Source organism: Acinetobacter entericus (genome assembly GCF_026168575.1).
Taxonomy (GTDB): domain Bacteria; phylum Pseudomonadota; class Gammaproteobacteria; order Pseudomonadales; family Moraxellaceae; genus Acinetobacter; species Acinetobacter bouvetii.
Genome location: NZ_JAPEQW010000006.1, coordinates 66,732 through 81,132, shown reverse-complemented (window position 1 = coordinate 81,132; position 14,401 = coordinate 66,732). Strand labels below are relative to the sequence as shown.

Sequence of the window (14,401 nt, the reverse complement as noted above, 5' to 3'; positions counted from 1 at the left end):
TTACAGGGCAGTCCGGATATGGTCACAAGCGGCCAAGTCTGCATACAGCGCATGCACCTGTTCAAGCTCTTCGAAACGAAGCTGCGCAGTAATAGAGTGATATTTGCCTGTACGCGATGGCTGCACTGTTAATGTAGCTTCATCAAACTCTGGGAAATGTTTCACTAAAATTCCTACGACAGCGCCGTGCAAATCTGCACCTGCATTACCAATGAGTTTAATCGGGTAGTCCATAGGGAATATCCAAAGATCTTCACGGAGTTCGCGAGATGGAGTGCGGTCTATCATAGTTCACCTCAAATTTTATAGACAAAGCCTGCAACAGTGCAGGCTTTGAGTTTTCACATAAGTACTTAATGGAGGCTGGCTGAAAAAAATCAAGCCTGCATTGCATGCTTAGCTATCAGTCATTTTCCAGGAATGAACGCAAATGTTCAGAACGGGAAGGATGGCGCAATTTACGTAAAGCTTTCGCTTCAATCTGACGGATACGTTCACGGGTCACATCAAACTGTTTGCCGACTTCTTCCAGAGTATGATCTGTCGGCATGTCGATACCAAAACGCATTTTCAGAACTTTCGCTTCACGTTCAGTCAAGTTTTCCAGCACTTCACGGGTTGCTTCTTTCAGGCCTTCTGAAGTCGCAGCATCAATTGGAGATGTGATGTTGCCATCTTCAATGAAGTCGCCCAAATGCGAATCTTCATCATCGCCAATCGGTGTTTCCATTGAAATCGGTTCTTTGGCGATTTTCAGCACTTTACGGACTTTCACTTCGTCCATTTCCAGACGTTCGCCTAATTCTTCAGGCGTCGGCTCACGGCCCATTTCTTGAAGAAGCTGACGAGATACACGGTTGATCTTATTAATGGTTTCGATCATGTGTACTGGAATACGGATGGTGCGCGCCTGGTCGGCAATCGAACGGGTAATGGCCTGACGGATCCACCACGTTGCGTATGTCGAGAACTTATAGCCGCGGCGGTATTCAAACTTGTCTACCGCTTTCATCAAGCCGATGTTGCCTTCTTGGATCAAGTCCAGGAATTGCAGACCGCGGTTGGTGTATTTTTTCGCAATCGAAATAACCAAACGCAAGTTGGCTTCAACCATTTCCTTTTTCGCGCGGCGCGCTTTCGCTTCACCCACCGCCATGCGTTTAGAAATGTCCTTGATTTCCTTGACGTTCAAAACCAGTTCTTTTTCGATATCCGCAATTTTCTGCTGGAATGCCAAAATGTCTGGACGGACTTTTTCCAAGTAGCCTTTTTGATCTGGCGAAGCTTTCGCAATCTGTTCATCCAGCCACGCAAAGTTCGATTCCTGACCTGGGAAAGAGGTACGGAATTGCGTGCGGTCCATACGGCCACGGCGGATCGCATAGCGCATCACTTCACGCTCAGAAGTACGGATCTGCTCGTGAGTGCCGCGGATTAATTCAGAGATAATATCAAACAGGCGCGGGGTAAATTTGAACATCATGAACACGGATGCCAGAGCTTCAAGCGCATCAGCGCCTTCTTGGCTGTTGCGGCCGTGCTTTTCAATGGCTGCTTTGGTATTTTTCCAGGCATTTTCAAGTTCGGTAAAACGCGCTTTAGCTATTTCAGGATCTGGCCCCGATTCGCCTTCAGAATCATCATCGCTGCTTTCAGATTCTTCTTCTTCGTCATCATCATCCAATTTTACATCTTTGGTTGATTTGCTGTCTGAAGATTCATCTTCGTCAATGTCAGATTCTTCTTCTAAAACTTCAGGAATCTCTTCATCTGATTCAGGATCTAAATAGCCTGAAAGGATGTCGGCAAGACGGCGTTCGCCCGCTTCATAATCTTTGTATTCCTGCAATACCACTTCTACAGCATTTGGCCAGTAAGCAATAGAATGAAGAACGTCACGAATGCCTTCTTCAATGCGCTTTGCAATGCTGATCTCGCCTTCACGCGTTAACAGTTCAACTGTGCCCATTTCACGCATATACATGCGGACAGGGTCAGTCGTTCGGCCTGGTTCATTTTCTACAGATGCAAGTACAGCAGCAGCTTCTTCTTCAGCAACTTCGTCAGCCGCTTCATTGCCGCCTTCGAACATCGCATCATCAGTTTCAGGCGCGCGATCGTGTACAGGAATACCGACGTCATTCAGCATTTGAATGATGTCTTCAATCTGTTCGCTTTCCGTGATCGAGTCCGGGAGATGATCGTTAACCTCGGCGAAAGTCAGGTAACCTTGCTCTTTGCCTCGGCTAATCAGAGCCGCTACTTGGGAAGTAGGGGAAGTCATATCGCTCATCTTTTGCTTACTCTTCGTTGAATCTGTGGCAGTAAAAAACTGTGCATTTCAGCACAATTCGCTTAATCAATTTATCAGTGGATAGCTTGCGTATTTCATCAGGAATATTCAGCGCTTCGCTGCCTGACGAAATATTAAAAAATAAATTCAGTAATTTAGATGGGGGTGAAATTGTTGTTTTCAAGTTCATCCCTAGCGCGCTTCTATTTTCCATTTTACGGCATAAACATAAAAAGGTCATAAAACTGAAAGACGCAGGGTGGATTATATCATGCCACAGAATTTGGTCAGAATAAAAGAGCAAAATTCAATTTAAATGCAAATTAAATTGGTTAAATGCAAATAAAACTTGACAAGGCTTTATAACCCATATAAATAGCGCCTAGGACCCTTCACATTTTTCATTATGAGGTAGTTTTAGTGTCTTCTACAGATTTTGAACTAGATGATAACTACGGTGATGATGACGTTAATTTCGATGAAGCCGGCAGCAAGATAAGTGCAAAGGAATCGTTGGAAAAACGCCGCTTAATCGATGATCTTTTGGCCCAGCGCCGTTTAGAAAGAGAATTAAAAGAATTTGATTACGATTTCGACGATGATGATCTGGATGATGATGAGGAATAAAATCTGATTCTGCACAGGCCATGAAAATGCTATGCTACGGCTTTAAGTTTCTATGTTTGGATGTGAAATGAGTGCTTTAGATTTAGACCTATTAAGTGAATATCTCGACGGTGATGACAATGAACACGGTCTAGATTTTGCTGCGACTCATGGTTTTCTTTGCGCAATTGCGGTTGGCCCGGCATTTGCTAAATGGCTGGACGAACTTTTTGATAATAATCAAAAGAAAGTGCCGGCTGAAATTATTGCGCAAGTCAAAGCATGGCTGGAATCTATTCGTCAGAACTTGGCGAATGAAGAAGGAATTGAATTTCCTTTTGAAATTGAAGAAGCGGATGTTGAATCCAGCTTAGGCGACTGGAGTGTGGGCTTTGTTGATGCCATGTTCCTGAATGAAGAAGCTTGGTTTACAGAAGAATTCGAAGAGCAGCTGGTCGATCTGACATTGCCGATTATGGTATTCAGCGGTATTGACGACGAAGATCCGCAAATGGAAACTTTCCGCCGCAACGGGCAGTTAATGGACGAGTTGGCAGAAGAAATCCCAGAGAATTTAAATGAATTGTATTTGATGTATCACACACCGAATTAATTTTTTAAAGTTAAAAAAAGCGCCGTTCAGGCGCTTTTTTTATATTCTGGGTTGATGAGTTTGTAAAATTAGCGTTGACGTTTCTTCTGCTGTCCTTCTAAGCATTTTATTGCAAACCAGCCATAACTAAAATAAAACACTGCAAACTCAATGAGAATGATAAAAGCTATGGCAATCAGCCAAATCCACATTGGGATAAGCTGTAAGCTTGCAATGACGGCTTGGCTTGTTCCTGTTGCTAAGACAAAAATAAAAACCAGCAATGCGCTGATAATGAATGTACAAGCGATAGATCCCCAAATGAGTTGAACCTTTTCATCTGCATTGGGTATGCGCTTTTCCCGTTTAACAAAATGCCAAGCTGTAAAAAAACCGCCGGCAATAAGTGTTGGAACACTGCTGCTGCTTCCTATATGAATAAATATAGAGATGACTCCAAATATCATCAGGGCTACGGTGTATGCTCCTGTAAATATCCATAAATACGGTTTCATATGTTTTTTATCCCCCCCCTTGAAAATTTTAAAATTACAATGGATTAACTAGGTAGTAAGTTGAAAATAGGCTTTATTAAAAAAATTATGCTTTTCAAGCACACTGAGCGGCGTGCTAAATATTCTTGTTTTTTAGTTTGCGATAGCAATGCCATAGCAGCACTAAAACGACGATCATAATAATGACATAACCGACACGGCTGAAGATTTCATGCATCAATGCCTGATTTTCACCAAAATAAAAACCGACACAGGCCAGAAATGTGGTCCAAATAATCGTGCCGAGCGCGCTGTAGAACATGAATTTCCAAAAGGGCATGCGGCTCATGCCGGCAGGGATGCTGATCAGTGAACGTACAGCAGGCATCATGCGACCAAAAAATACAATGCGGTGGCCGTATTTCTCAAACCAAAGCAGTGATTTTTGGATGTCTTCAGATTTTATAAATAGATATTTTCCATAGCGGTCTGTGAAGCGGAAAATGGCATCATGATTAAATTGATAGCCAATCCAATACAGCAAGGCCGCTGCAATCAGAGAACCGATGCAGCCGGCAATAATAACGCCGCTGAGTAGCAGCTTACCTTGTGATGCGGTATAGCCTGCAGAAGGCATAATAATTTCAGAAGGAATCGGCGGAATTACATTGTCTAAAAACATCAGCAGGGCAATGCCTAAATAGCCCAGCTGTTCCATGATGGACAGTATCCACTCGGTTAAATTCATGCTTTAAGTGTTCAAATATATCCAAATTATCCTAAGCGTTATTGCTGCTTCCGTAAAGCATCAATATCAGTGAGTCCGCCTGTGATTTGGCGGCGGACTGAGTTGCACAGTGTGGTTCAAAGACCGCGTGCGCTTCATGTGCAGCTGTACTCTCCATGAAAATGAGTCTGGCCTTTAATACTCACCATCGTCTTGTATATGAATGAGTGTGTAGATATAGATTTCACGCAACAGGTAGGGAAGCGCAAAAGGAATCCAGCTGAGCAATAGAACATTGGCAGTTGTTGTTTTAAGGTGATAAGCGATAAAAAGCGCGATCAGTGCGCCAATGAGTGTCCCCAAGGCGACAATAAAAAGATGAGATTGCTGATGCAGCATCTGATTGATTTTATGTAATTCCGCATATTGGTGATGATGCGGCAGACGGTGGTTGTGCTGTATTGGTGCAGCTAAATTTTTAGGCATTTTACGTTCCTTTTCAATTAATTGTGAATCGAAATGGCGATTTATAATTCAAAATATATAGAGCAGGAGCGCCGCCGCAAAGTGTTTAAATTGTGATTTTTGTCACTTTTTATTTCTATTGTGTATGTCGGGTGTAAAAAATCAGGCCCTGCTAAGAGGGCCTGATGAATAAAATTTCACATTGCCTGCCGGCAGTAAGCGTTATAGGCGCTTGCGTTTGGCCGCTAAAATTTGGGACTGGCGCATGCGGAAGCCTGCTTTTTGCTGTTCAGATGTTTTGTCGATGCAGTATTTACATGATACGCCATGTTCATAGCTTGGCAGTTCGACTTCTGCAGGAAGCAGTGGCCAGCCGCAAGCGTGACACTTGATATTTTCGCCTTCTTCCATGCCATGTGTAACCGCGGTACGGCCGTCAAAGACGAAGCATTCGCCTTCCCACATGCTTTCTTCTGCCGGGGTTTCTTCTAAATATTTTAAAATGCCGCCTTTGAGGTGGTAAACCTCATTGAAACCTTCTTGAAGAAGCAGAGAAGTTGATTTTTCACAGCGGATGCCACCTGTGCAGAACATCGCAATTTTCTTGTCTTTGTGCTGTTCCAGCTGTTTTTTTACGTAGTCAGGAAATTCGCGGAAAGTTTCTGTTTGAGGATCAATCGCGCCTTTGAAGGTGCCTGCTTTATATTCGTAATCGTTGCGGGTATCAACCAGGATCACGTCATCACGGGCGATCAGTTCATTCCACTCTTTCGGGTCAAGATAGTGTCCGACCAAATCACGCGGCTTAACTTCTACGCCCAAGGTGACAATTTCTTTTTTGTGTTTGATTTTCATCTTGCGGAATGGCTTCTCAGAGCTGTGAGACTCTTTATATTCCATGGATGCAAAACCTTCATTCAAAAGAAATTGATGAATAGCGTCAACCGCTTGACGGTCACCCGCAACAGTGCCGTTAATGCCTTCATCTGCAACAATCAGAGTACCGCATAAGTTGATGGTTTTTACCAAATCCAGCAGGCGCTGCTGTAAATCAGCAGAGTCCTGTACTTCTTTGAATTGATAAAGCGCTGCAACAACCCAGCCATCGGCCGCATGCTGTTCTACAGGTGCAAGCTGTTCTACAGTAGCGTTCATGGATACTCCAATTGAAAATTAAGAATTTTGAAAGGCGCATATTTTAACGTGAATTGCCGCAATAAGCGAGTCATCCGATACAGATTCATGGCTTCTCATCCAGCAGCAGAGCGTGTATATTCTTGACCAGCCGGCAAAATGCCGGCAGTGCAGATTTGATGAATCATATGGGAGCTTGCATTGACTACGGATCGCCGGATTGCCTCATTAACCCCTTGTGCGGGACGCTGTTCGACGGTATTTGGTGATTCAGTCTGCCGCGGCTGCAGGCGCTTTAATCATGAAGTGATCAGATGGAATGCCTACACGCCGGAACAGCACAGTGCAGTTTGGCATCGGCTGGATGCACAGCTGGATCAAATTTTAGTGCCGCTGCTGCCGCTGGCGAATCTGCGGCATGTGGAAGGTTTTGTCCTGTCGAAGCGTGTGAGACTGCGTCCAGATGCAACACGCGGCCGGAAACTTTATCATGCATTAAAGCTGTGTGAAAAAAACCGCCACTTTACAGATGAAAGCGGTTTAGGCATTCATTATAAGCAAGTCCGTCCGCTTTGGGATGAGTTTGAACGCCGCATTTTGGCTTTAGCAACGGCCAGCTATGATCTGGCTTTTTTAAGAGCGGATGGCATGAGTATGCATTTGCTGCAAAGCATGGATGAAGAGGACTAAGTCCTCTTTTTTTATGAAATTAAAAATGAATAATGGGGGCATAAGGTGAATTTTGCGGAATATTTTTTATATTGCGCGGCTGTTGTGGTCATGATCGCGACGCCAGGGCCAGTAATGCTGCTTGTCGCCAGTGCGGGGCTGCAAGGCGGCTATAAGCGTGCGCTGCAAACGATTTTTGGAACGAATTTTGCTTCGCTGGTGCTGATTATGCTATCGGTGCTGATTTTAAAAGGCGCACTGAATATTAATGAACAATGGCTGAATGGCATTAAGGTGCTGGGCTGCTTATATATTGCCTATATCGGTTTTGATATTATGAAAGAAGTGGCGTCACGCACTTCTGCCGAAAATGAAATGACACTCAATGCAGTGTCTGGCGGTTTTAAAAAAGGCTTTTTAGTGGGGATCTCTAATCCCAAAGATATTATCTTTTTTGCATCATTTTTCCCGCAATTTACCGGTGTTACCGCCGATTTAAACCTCAGTTTAATCGTCTTGACCATGAGCTGGATCATCTTGGATTTTGCAACATTAAGCATGGTCTATTTGTCATTTAACCGCTTAGCCCAATCCGCATGGTATCCAAAGCTGCTGGCCTTATGTGGGCTGATCTTGATTGCTGTTGCGATCTATGGCATTTACGGCGTCTGGTTTTGATCCTCGGTTTGCGTCTGAAAAGATTCAATGACATCAAAAATCAGAGCTCTGCTCATTGCCGCTGTTTGTGCTTGAAAGCCTTCGACCAGAAATTGATTGATTAAGCCCTCCAGCTGTAAATACATCAGCTGCGTAATGTCTTGACCGCGTTTTAGCTTAAGGGTCTGCGTTTGAATCAGAGAGCGAACCCATTGTTTATGCTGCTGGGCGATGGCAATGATGCTGTGATCGTTTGGGCTGGATTCGCCAACTGCGCGGACAAACAAACAGCCTTTGAAATGGTCGCTTTGAAACCATTCAATATGCCAATCATAGATTTTTTTTAAAGCGTCCACGCCTTGCAGGCCGTCCACAGCAGCTTGCAGGCTTTCCCTAAAACGCTGATCGCGGGCTTGCAGCACACTCTGAACCAATTGATGCTTATTGCTGTAATAGGTATAGAGTGTTGTTTTCGAACAGCCCGATTCATCGCGGATTAAATCAACGCCTACACCGCTGAAACTTTGCTGATTAAACAGCTGTTCCGCAGTTTTCAAAATTTTATCTGCCGATTTAGACATGCATTTGCGCTCGCATTGGGTCCAATGAATATTATCGCATTGCCAATTTTTTAAATCGGCTATTTACAAGTAGTACAGATCTGTACTATTTTGATTTTAGCGCGCGCCATATCTGAAATCAATATCGAAGGGCTGCATTATGTTTTTATTGTCAGGCAAAGAAAAATTAGCGCCTAAACCCAGTGCAGGCATGCTGTTGCGCGGGTTTGCAGGCGGTATGCTGAGTATTTTTATTTTATTGCTGCTGAGTGGTTACGCGCATCAGCCTTGGATTATGGCGCCGTTCGGCGCGAGTTGTGTATTGCTGTATGCCGTACCGCAATCGCCATTGGCGCAGCCGCGCAATGTGATTTTTGGACACGTGGTGTCTGCGGCTATAGGTTTATGTGTTGCACTGTATTTTCCAGTCAATGCTTTCAGTATTGCTATAGCTGTTGGTTTAGCCATTTGCTGTATGCAATTTTTGAGATGTGTACATCCGCCAGCCGGCGCCAATCCTTTGGTCATTTTATTGACGGCGCAGGCCGTGCACTATGATTGGGGATTTTTGCTGTTTCCGGTTTTATCCGGTGCGGTCAGCCTGGTGGCTGTGGCATATGTGATGAACAATTGGCGCAGCGCCAAACCATGGCCGGAGTATGGATTGGCCTTATGGCATAATAAAATGAAAGAGTGAATTGCTGCCGCGAAAGCAGCAGCTATATTTTAGGATGAGGCCATGCAGATGTAGCGTATATGCATCTGCTAGCTATACTTTTCACACTGGATTAATCATCAATGAAATTAAATAGATGACGAACAAAGCTGAACAGGCCGATAATGTTCATAAATAAATCGAAAGCACCCATATGCGCGTTATAGTTCAATTGTTCTGCACGCATTAAAATTTGGCTGGTATCGTAAAGGATCCAGCCAATAAATATGACTGAGCCGAAAATACCGATAAATAGAGATAAAGCGCTGATATGAACAAATAGTGAAACAACAGATAGGGCAAGAATGACCTAAAATCCGATATTTAAACTAGCGCGTAAAAAGGAAAAATCTTTTTTACTGAAAAAAACATAGCAGCTGGTTCCTGCAAAAATCGCCATGGTGGTTACAGCAGCTGTCATAAATACATCTGGACGGTATAAATGCGCAATTTGGCTTAGGCATAATCCTGTGATGATTAAAAAGATTGGAAAAACCGCTTTAATCGGGTTGCGTAAACCAAACCAGCCGCATGCAATCCAGATAATAGAATCTAAAAGCATCAGCAGGCCAGCGGAGGCGGGCGGCAGCTGGGTGTAGGAAAATATGCCTAATAGAGTCATTAGTGCCAAAGCGCCGAAAAGCACCTGATATGTACGCTGGATGAATTGGCTGTCTTCATGGCTTAAATCTGAAAAATAGCTGAGCATGATTGAACCTTATTTATTTGTAATTATTGGTTATATTCTTTTATTAAATTAAATGTGCCTAAAAAGCAAACATTTTTCGACCTGCAGAAAAAAGCCCAGCGTACAGGCTGGGCTTTATGCTAGAGCTTTATATTAAATTTGGTGCGCAAGCCGATATTGCACAATTTCTTCAATGGTAATGAGAGTGAGATTGTGTGTTTGCGCATAAGACAAGACTTGAATGCCAGAAGCCATTGAGCCATCTGGATTGGTTACTTCACAGAGGACGCCTGCAGGTTTGAGGCCAGCTAAACGCGCCAGATCTACACTGCCTTCAGTATGACCGCGTCGGGTGAGAACGCCGCCATCACGGGCGCGTAAAGGAAAGACATGTCCCGGACGGTTTAAATCACTGGCTGCTGCGCCATCTTTAACGGCGGCATGAATGGTGGTGGTGCGGTCTTGGGCTGAAACCCCAGTGGTGACGCCTTCAGCAGCTTCAATCGTGACAGTGAATGCGGTTTTAAACTGGCTTGAGTTGTCTGTCACCATAGGCGGCAATTCGAGATGGTCGGCTAATTCATTGGTCAGCGTTAGGCAAACGATGCCTGAACCGTCTCGAATCATGCGAGCCATGGTTTCGACATTCAGTGTTTCAGCAGCGACAATCAGGTCGGCTTCATTTTCGCGGTCAAAATCATCCATGACCAAAACGGGTTTGCCTTGGCGCATATCTTCAAGCGCTTGCGCTATGCGCTGCTCAAATGGAGGAAGGGCTGAAAAGAAAATTTCGGGTTGAATTAAACTGGACATTGAAACGCTCTCGTAAGTTTTAAAATACGGTTGAACATTTCAGGACATTGAAAAATAGGCGCAGCAGATCAATTGCAGCCGAGGCTGTAATTGAAACTTTTAACGTCGTCTTCTTTCATCCGGACTATACCGTCGGCTTTGGTATTTCACCAAATCTGCGAATCGCGGTTAAGCGATAGGCTCGTGGGCTGATTCAGTCATGATCAATTGCTGAACTTACCACCGGTGGGGAATTGCACCCCGCCCTGAAGCGATGTGCAATGAGTATATGCCTGTTTCAGTCTTTAATGGGGGATTTTTTATCGTGAATCATTGCAAAATTTAAGATAAGCAAAACAGATAATTTGATTTGTAAGCTTTTTTATTAAATCCGCAAAAGCGTGCTATCTTGCCAAAAGATCTTTAAAACGGATAAATAATCATAAAAATGACTGATTCCGAATTTTCAGCACCCAAAAATGAATTTTCTCCGCGCTTATTTTGCAAAGCCCAAGTCATTCAATATTTACAGGTTATTGGACTGTCACTGATTGCGGCCAGCATCGTGTATTTAATCGCCGCGAATTGGCTGATGATTCCAAAATATCTGCAGTTGGCTATTCCGATGACTCTGCTGCTGTGCAGCGCCTTGTCCAGCATTTATTTTACAGCACACAGCTGGATTCGGCAGAGTTTAGACTGCATCAGCGGGTTAATGCTGGGGATGAGCATGGCGGTCATTGGGCAAGTGTATCAGACAGGCGCAGACAGCTATTTGCTGTTTTTAATCTGGGCTGTGCTGCTTTTGCCATGGCTTTATCGGCCTAATATTGGCGTATTCACGCTGTTTTGTGCAGTAAGCCAGCTGGCGCTGTCTCTATTTTTTAAACAAAATTTTCTTTTTGAGCAGAAGGAGCTGCTGTATTTGTTCGGCATGAATGTGCTTACAGCGCTAAGCGCCGCGTTTTGTTTAAAGTTTTATCCAGCTTTGCGTTTTGTTTTTATTGCGTTTATTGCGGCGATATCAGCGTATTGCATGTTTAATTTCTGCAGCGGCCAAGCACCGTATCAATGGCCGTATCTGGCGCTTTCGATTCTTTTGCCGCTTTGCCTATGCGGGTATTTTTATAAACAGCGATTATCTTTAGAAACCAGTTTGCAGGCAGCCGGGCTGGCGGCCAGTGTCAGCATTTTAATCTTCCATTTTGCCGAACATCTGCTGGATGATTCTATTGCCGGCTTGCTGGTGCTGGCTTTACTGATTTTTGCCTGGTTTGCGGTGATCAGCTTGCTGCTGATAAAAATGCTGCCTAACACTCAATTTGCCGTGATCCCTCTGGCGATCGGCGCTTGGTTTGCAGGCATTATTTTGGCCTCTTTGCTGTTGACGTATTGGCAAACGTTTTCAATTTTGATGGGGCTGGCCTTTGTTGCCCTCGCTTGGTGGATGATCCGCCGTGTTTCCTGTGTATTCGCCCGGCAATTTGCTTATTGCTTGTGGTTATGCGGGCAAGTCGCTGTATTGGTGCACACGCAAATGCTGACAGATAGCTTTACCCTTATTTTGTTGATTCAGCTGGGTTTTACGCTGTTGTGCATGCTTAGCCGCATGCATTGGCTGATTGTGCTGATTCAGCTGGCGGCCTGTTACGGATTGAGTATTGCGACTTTGGGCAGGGGGAATCTGTTCCGTGCGGATGAGCATTTGTTTTTCAGTATAATGATCCTAAACGGCCTGCTGTTGATTGGCCTGCTGTGTACAGGAATTTGGTGGCTAAAATCCATGTACCGCCAGACATTTTCACTCTGGATGCTGTTTATTGTATGGGCCGCGGCAGTGTTGCAAACGCTGCTGAGTAATTTTATGCACTTGGATTTTTCATTCAGTCCGGCGGTGCAGAATACGATTGTCTACGGTCTGCCACTGTTATGGCTCTGTCTGTATATCGGGCTCTCAGATCAGCATGATGCCGGTTTGGAAAAGTGGCTGGCGGGGGCTTTAGGCTTCACCCTGATCTTGATGGGCTATTTTGAAATTTTCCTGCTGCTGGTATTCCTGTCATGGGCTGTCGCGTATCAACAGCGGCTGGTGCAGGGGCTGACTATTGTTCTGCTGATCTTGATGTTATGGCTGCTGTATTACAATTTGGACTTGAGCTTTCTGCTGAAAAGTCTGAGCATTCTTGTGTCTGGCGCGCTGCTGCTGGCTATGGCTCAGCTGCTGATGAAATCTTCAGCTGTGAAACTGCAGGGAGCTGCACCATGAAGAAAATGATTCCATTATGGCTGGCGGCATTCAGTATTGCGCTCTTTCTGATTATGATTGGCCGGCATGAATGGCATTTGGCGCACAGCGGCAGCATTTATGTGAAACTCAAGCCTGTTGACCCCCGCTCGATTTTACAAGGGGATTATATGGCGCTGAATTATGAGCTGTATCTGGCTGAGCAGCCGCCTGCGATGGAATTGATAGAAGATCATTTACCATCCGATGCGGAAAAAGCGTATTTTTATAATCAATCCAGCATCTTAAGCTATGTACAGCTTGATGCGCAGCGCAGAGTCATTCAGACCCGCTTTGATCCGCAGCTGCTGAATGACTATCCCGGTGCATCTGCAAAATTAGTGCTGCGGAATCCTCACAATACCTTTGAAGGGCTGTATCCGGCAGCCCGCAGCTTTCTATTTGCAGAAGGTTTGGAGCCATGCTATCGCAATGCGCAATTTGCTGAGTTGAAAGTGCGTGAAAACGGGCAGCCGCTGCTGGTGAATTTGGTGGGTGAAAACTTGAAAGCGCTGAATTGCGAACAGCAAAATGACTGGTGGCAGGGCAGTCACAACTAAAATTTTGAGTTTAAAAAAACCCGCATTCATGCGGGCTTTTTTAAAGAATTCGGGTATTACGCAACTTGAACAGGAATACAGTTCGCAGTGTGGTTCACAGTATTGTTTGGATTTGCATACACCAAGCGCGGCTTATGCGCATTTGCTTCGGCTTCTGTAAAATCACCAAATGTGGCAATAATCATTAAATCGCCAACATCTGCTTGATGCGCTGCACCGCCATTGACTGAAATGATGCCGGAACCTTCTTCACCGCGAATCGCATACGTGCTGAAACGCTTACCATTAGTCACGTTCCACATGTGAATTTTTTCATATTCGCGGATACCGGCTAAATCCAATAAAATGCCGTCAATTGCACAAGAACCTTCATAATGTAATTCTGCTTGTGTAACGACGCAACGGTGAATTTTAGCTTTTAATAAACGAGATAGCATGGCTAGCGTCTCCTTAGTGGACCTAAGATTTTCATCTTGTGGTTGAATCAAACTGAACTTGCTGGATCAGCAATCAGGCAAGCGCATTTTGCCTTTAAAATGGCAGCATGGCAAGCAGCATGGTTCAACAATTTATTGACTTATCAGTTTGGTTTGTAAGCATTGATTTGATTCATGGCAGGCTGAATTTCACCATTTACCAGCATATTGATGCGGGCTAAAGCATGGCTGATTGCATCGTCCATTAAATCTTGTTCGCTGCTTGGCGCTTTGCTTAAAACATGTCCTGAGACACGTTCTTTAGAACCGGGGTGGCCTATTCCAATGCGTAAACGGTGGAAATTTGGACCCGTGTGCGGAACGATGTCACGCAAACCGTTGTGACCGCCGTGACCGCCGCCAGTTTTTAGGCGGATAATGCCGGGGTTCATATCCAGTTCATCATGTGCGATGAGCATGGTTTCAGGAGAGATATTGTAGAATTTTGCGAAGGGGACAACACTTTTACCGGAGAGGTTCATAAATGTTGTAGGCAACAACAGACGAACGTCATGGCCTTCTATATTGCCGCGCCCGCTGATTCCATTGAATTTCGGGTCAGCTTTTAAATTTATGCCATATTGCTCTGCAAGGCGTTCTACAAACCAGAAGCCTGCATTATGGCGGGTTTGGGCATACTCTTTACCAGGGTTGCCCAAACCGACAATCAGTGAAATATTTGACACTAA

General features: G+C 44.6%; 16 protein-coding genes, 2 pseudogenes and 1 riboswitch. Of the genes and pseudogenes, 7 read left to right on the top strand and 11 right to left on the bottom strand.

Annotated elements, in window-relative coordinates; translation table 11 throughout:
• Complete coding sequence (locus OKC24_RS06690; RefSeq protein WP_130146454.1) at positions 1–288, bottom strand: YbeD family protein; 288 nt, start codon at positions 286–288, stop codon at positions 1–3.
• Positions 289–403: 115 nt separating this feature from the next.
• A pseudogene (gene rpoD / locus OKC24_RS06685) lies at positions 404–2,308 on the bottom strand (RNA polymerase sigma factor RpoD); the annotation flags it as partial.
• Positions 2,309–2,713: 405 nt separating this feature from the next.
• Between rpoD and OKC24_RS06680 the strand changes: the two are divergent.
• Both OKC24_RS06680 and OKC24_RS06675 read left to right on the top strand, forming a co-directional pair.
• Positions 2,714–2,920: a PA3496 family putative envelope integrity protein gene (locus OKC24_RS06680; protein WP_005011498.1), complete on the top strand. Its 207-nt coding sequence runs from the start codon at positions 2,714–2,716 to the stop codon at positions 2,918–2,920.
• A 67-nt stretch (positions 2,921–2,987) separates the two neighbouring features.
• Entirely contained in the window at positions 2,988–3,512 is a 525-nt protein-coding gene (locus OKC24_RS06675) for a YecA/YgfB family protein (RefSeq protein WP_131276342.1), read from the top strand.
• A gap of 68 nt (positions 3,513–3,580) precedes the next feature.
• Here the strand turns inward: OKC24_RS06675 and OKC24_RS06670 are convergent, their stop codons facing one another.
• From OKC24_RS06670 to trhO, 4 genes are all read right to left on the bottom strand, one after another.
• Entirely contained in the window at positions 3,581–4,006 is a 426-nt protein-coding gene (locus OKC24_RS06670) for an ABZJ_00895 family protein (RefSeq protein WP_131276341.1), read from the bottom strand.
• Between the two features lie 115 nt (positions 4,007–4,121).
• Positions 4,122–4,733, bottom strand: a complete 612-nt coding sequence (locus OKC24_RS06665) for a DedA family protein (protein ID WP_131276340.1) — start codon at positions 4,731–4,733, stop codon at positions 4,122–4,124.
• 174 nt (positions 4,734–4,907) lie between these two features.
• The gene (locus tag OKC24_RS06660; RefSeq protein WP_130146446.1) at positions 4,908–5,198 is read right to left on the bottom strand and encodes a hypothetical protein; all 291 of its coding nucleotides are present in this window, start codon (positions 5,196–5,198) and stop codon (positions 4,908–4,910) included.
• A 201-nt stretch (positions 5,199–5,399) separates the two neighbouring features.
• Positions 5,400–6,332: an oxygen-dependent tRNA uridine(34) hydroxylase TrhO gene (gene trhO, locus OKC24_RS06655; protein WP_130146444.1), complete on the bottom strand. Its 933-nt coding sequence runs from the start codon at positions 6,330–6,332 to the stop codon at positions 5,400–5,402.
• A gap of 180 nt (positions 6,333–6,512) precedes the next feature.
• Between trhO and OKC24_RS06650 the strand changes: the two genes are divergently transcribed.
• Together OKC24_RS06650 and OKC24_RS06645 are read left to right on the top strand one after the other, a co-directional pair.
• Positions 6,513–7,001: a DUF1289 domain-containing protein gene (locus tag OKC24_RS06650; protein WP_130146442.1), complete on the top strand. Its 489-nt coding sequence runs from the start codon at positions 6,513–6,515 to the stop codon at positions 6,999–7,001.
• A gap of 45 nt (positions 7,002–7,046) precedes the next feature.
• Entirely contained in the window at positions 7,047–7,658 is a 612-nt protein-coding gene (locus OKC24_RS06645) for a LysE family translocator (protein WP_130146440.1), read from the top strand.
• Here the strand turns inward: OKC24_RS06645 and OKC24_RS06640 are convergent.
• The gene (locus tag OKC24_RS06640; protein WP_130146438.1) at positions 7,640–8,218 is read right to left on the bottom strand and encodes a TetR/AcrR family transcriptional regulator; all 579 of its coding nucleotides are present in this window, start codon (positions 8,216–8,218) and stop codon (positions 7,640–7,642) included. The genes OKC24_RS06645 and OKC24_RS06640 overlap by 19 nt on opposite strands.
• Before the next feature lie 139 nt (positions 8,219–8,357).
• Between OKC24_RS06640 and OKC24_RS06635 the strand changes: the two genes are divergently transcribed.
• On the top strand, positions 8,358–8,894 hold the full coding sequence (locus OKC24_RS06635; protein ID WP_130146436.1) for an HPP family protein: 537 nt from the start codon (positions 8,358–8,360) through the stop codon (positions 8,892–8,894).
• A 91-nt stretch (positions 8,895–8,985) separates the two neighbouring features.
• Here OKC24_RS06635 and OKC24_RS06630 read toward each other — a convergent pair.
• Positions 8,986–9,621: pseudogene (locus OKC24_RS06630) on the bottom strand (Bax inhibitor-1/YccA family protein).
• Between the two features lie 132 nt (positions 9,622–9,753).
• Positions 9,754–10,413, bottom strand: coding sequence for a 3,4-dihydroxy-2-butanone-4-phosphate synthase (gene ribB / locus OKC24_RS06625; RefSeq protein WP_005011472.1), 660 nt, complete (start codon positions 10,411–10,413; stop codon positions 9,754–9,756).
• A gap of 103 nt (positions 10,414–10,516) precedes the next feature.
• A riboswitch (FMN riboswitch) is annotated at positions 10,517–10,669 on the bottom strand.
• 171 nt (positions 10,670–10,840) lie between these two features.
• Here ribB and OKC24_RS06620 point away from each other — a divergent pair.
• Positions 10,841–12,658, top strand: a complete 1,818-nt coding sequence (locus OKC24_RS06620; RefSeq protein WP_131276339.1) for a DUF2157 domain-containing protein — start codon at positions 10,841–10,843, stop codon at positions 12,656–12,658.
• Positions 12,655–13,236 carry a GDYXXLXY domain-containing protein gene (locus OKC24_RS06615; protein ID WP_130146432.1) on the top strand — a complete coding sequence of 194 codons (582 nt, stop codon included), beginning with the start codon at positions 12,655–12,657 and terminating at the stop codon, positions 13,234–13,236. Before OKC24_RS06620 ends, OKC24_RS06615 begins: the two co-directional genes overlap by 4 nt.
• Before the next feature lie 56 nt (positions 13,237–13,292).
• Here the strand turns inward: OKC24_RS06615 and panD are convergent, their stop codons facing one another.
• A complete protein-coding gene (panD, locus tag OKC24_RS06610; RefSeq protein WP_265464893.1) occupies positions 13,293–13,673 on the bottom strand; it encodes an aspartate 1-decarboxylase in 381 nt (126 codons plus the stop codon).
• A gap of 143 nt (positions 13,674–13,816) precedes the next feature.
• Positions 13,817–14,398 carry an aminoacyl-tRNA hydrolase gene (gene pth / locus OKC24_RS06605; protein WP_005011462.1) on the bottom strand — a complete coding sequence of 194 codons (582 nt, stop codon included), beginning with the start codon at positions 14,396–14,398 and terminating at the stop codon, positions 13,817–13,819.
• Between the last annotated feature and the right edge of the window lie 3 nt (positions 14,399–14,401).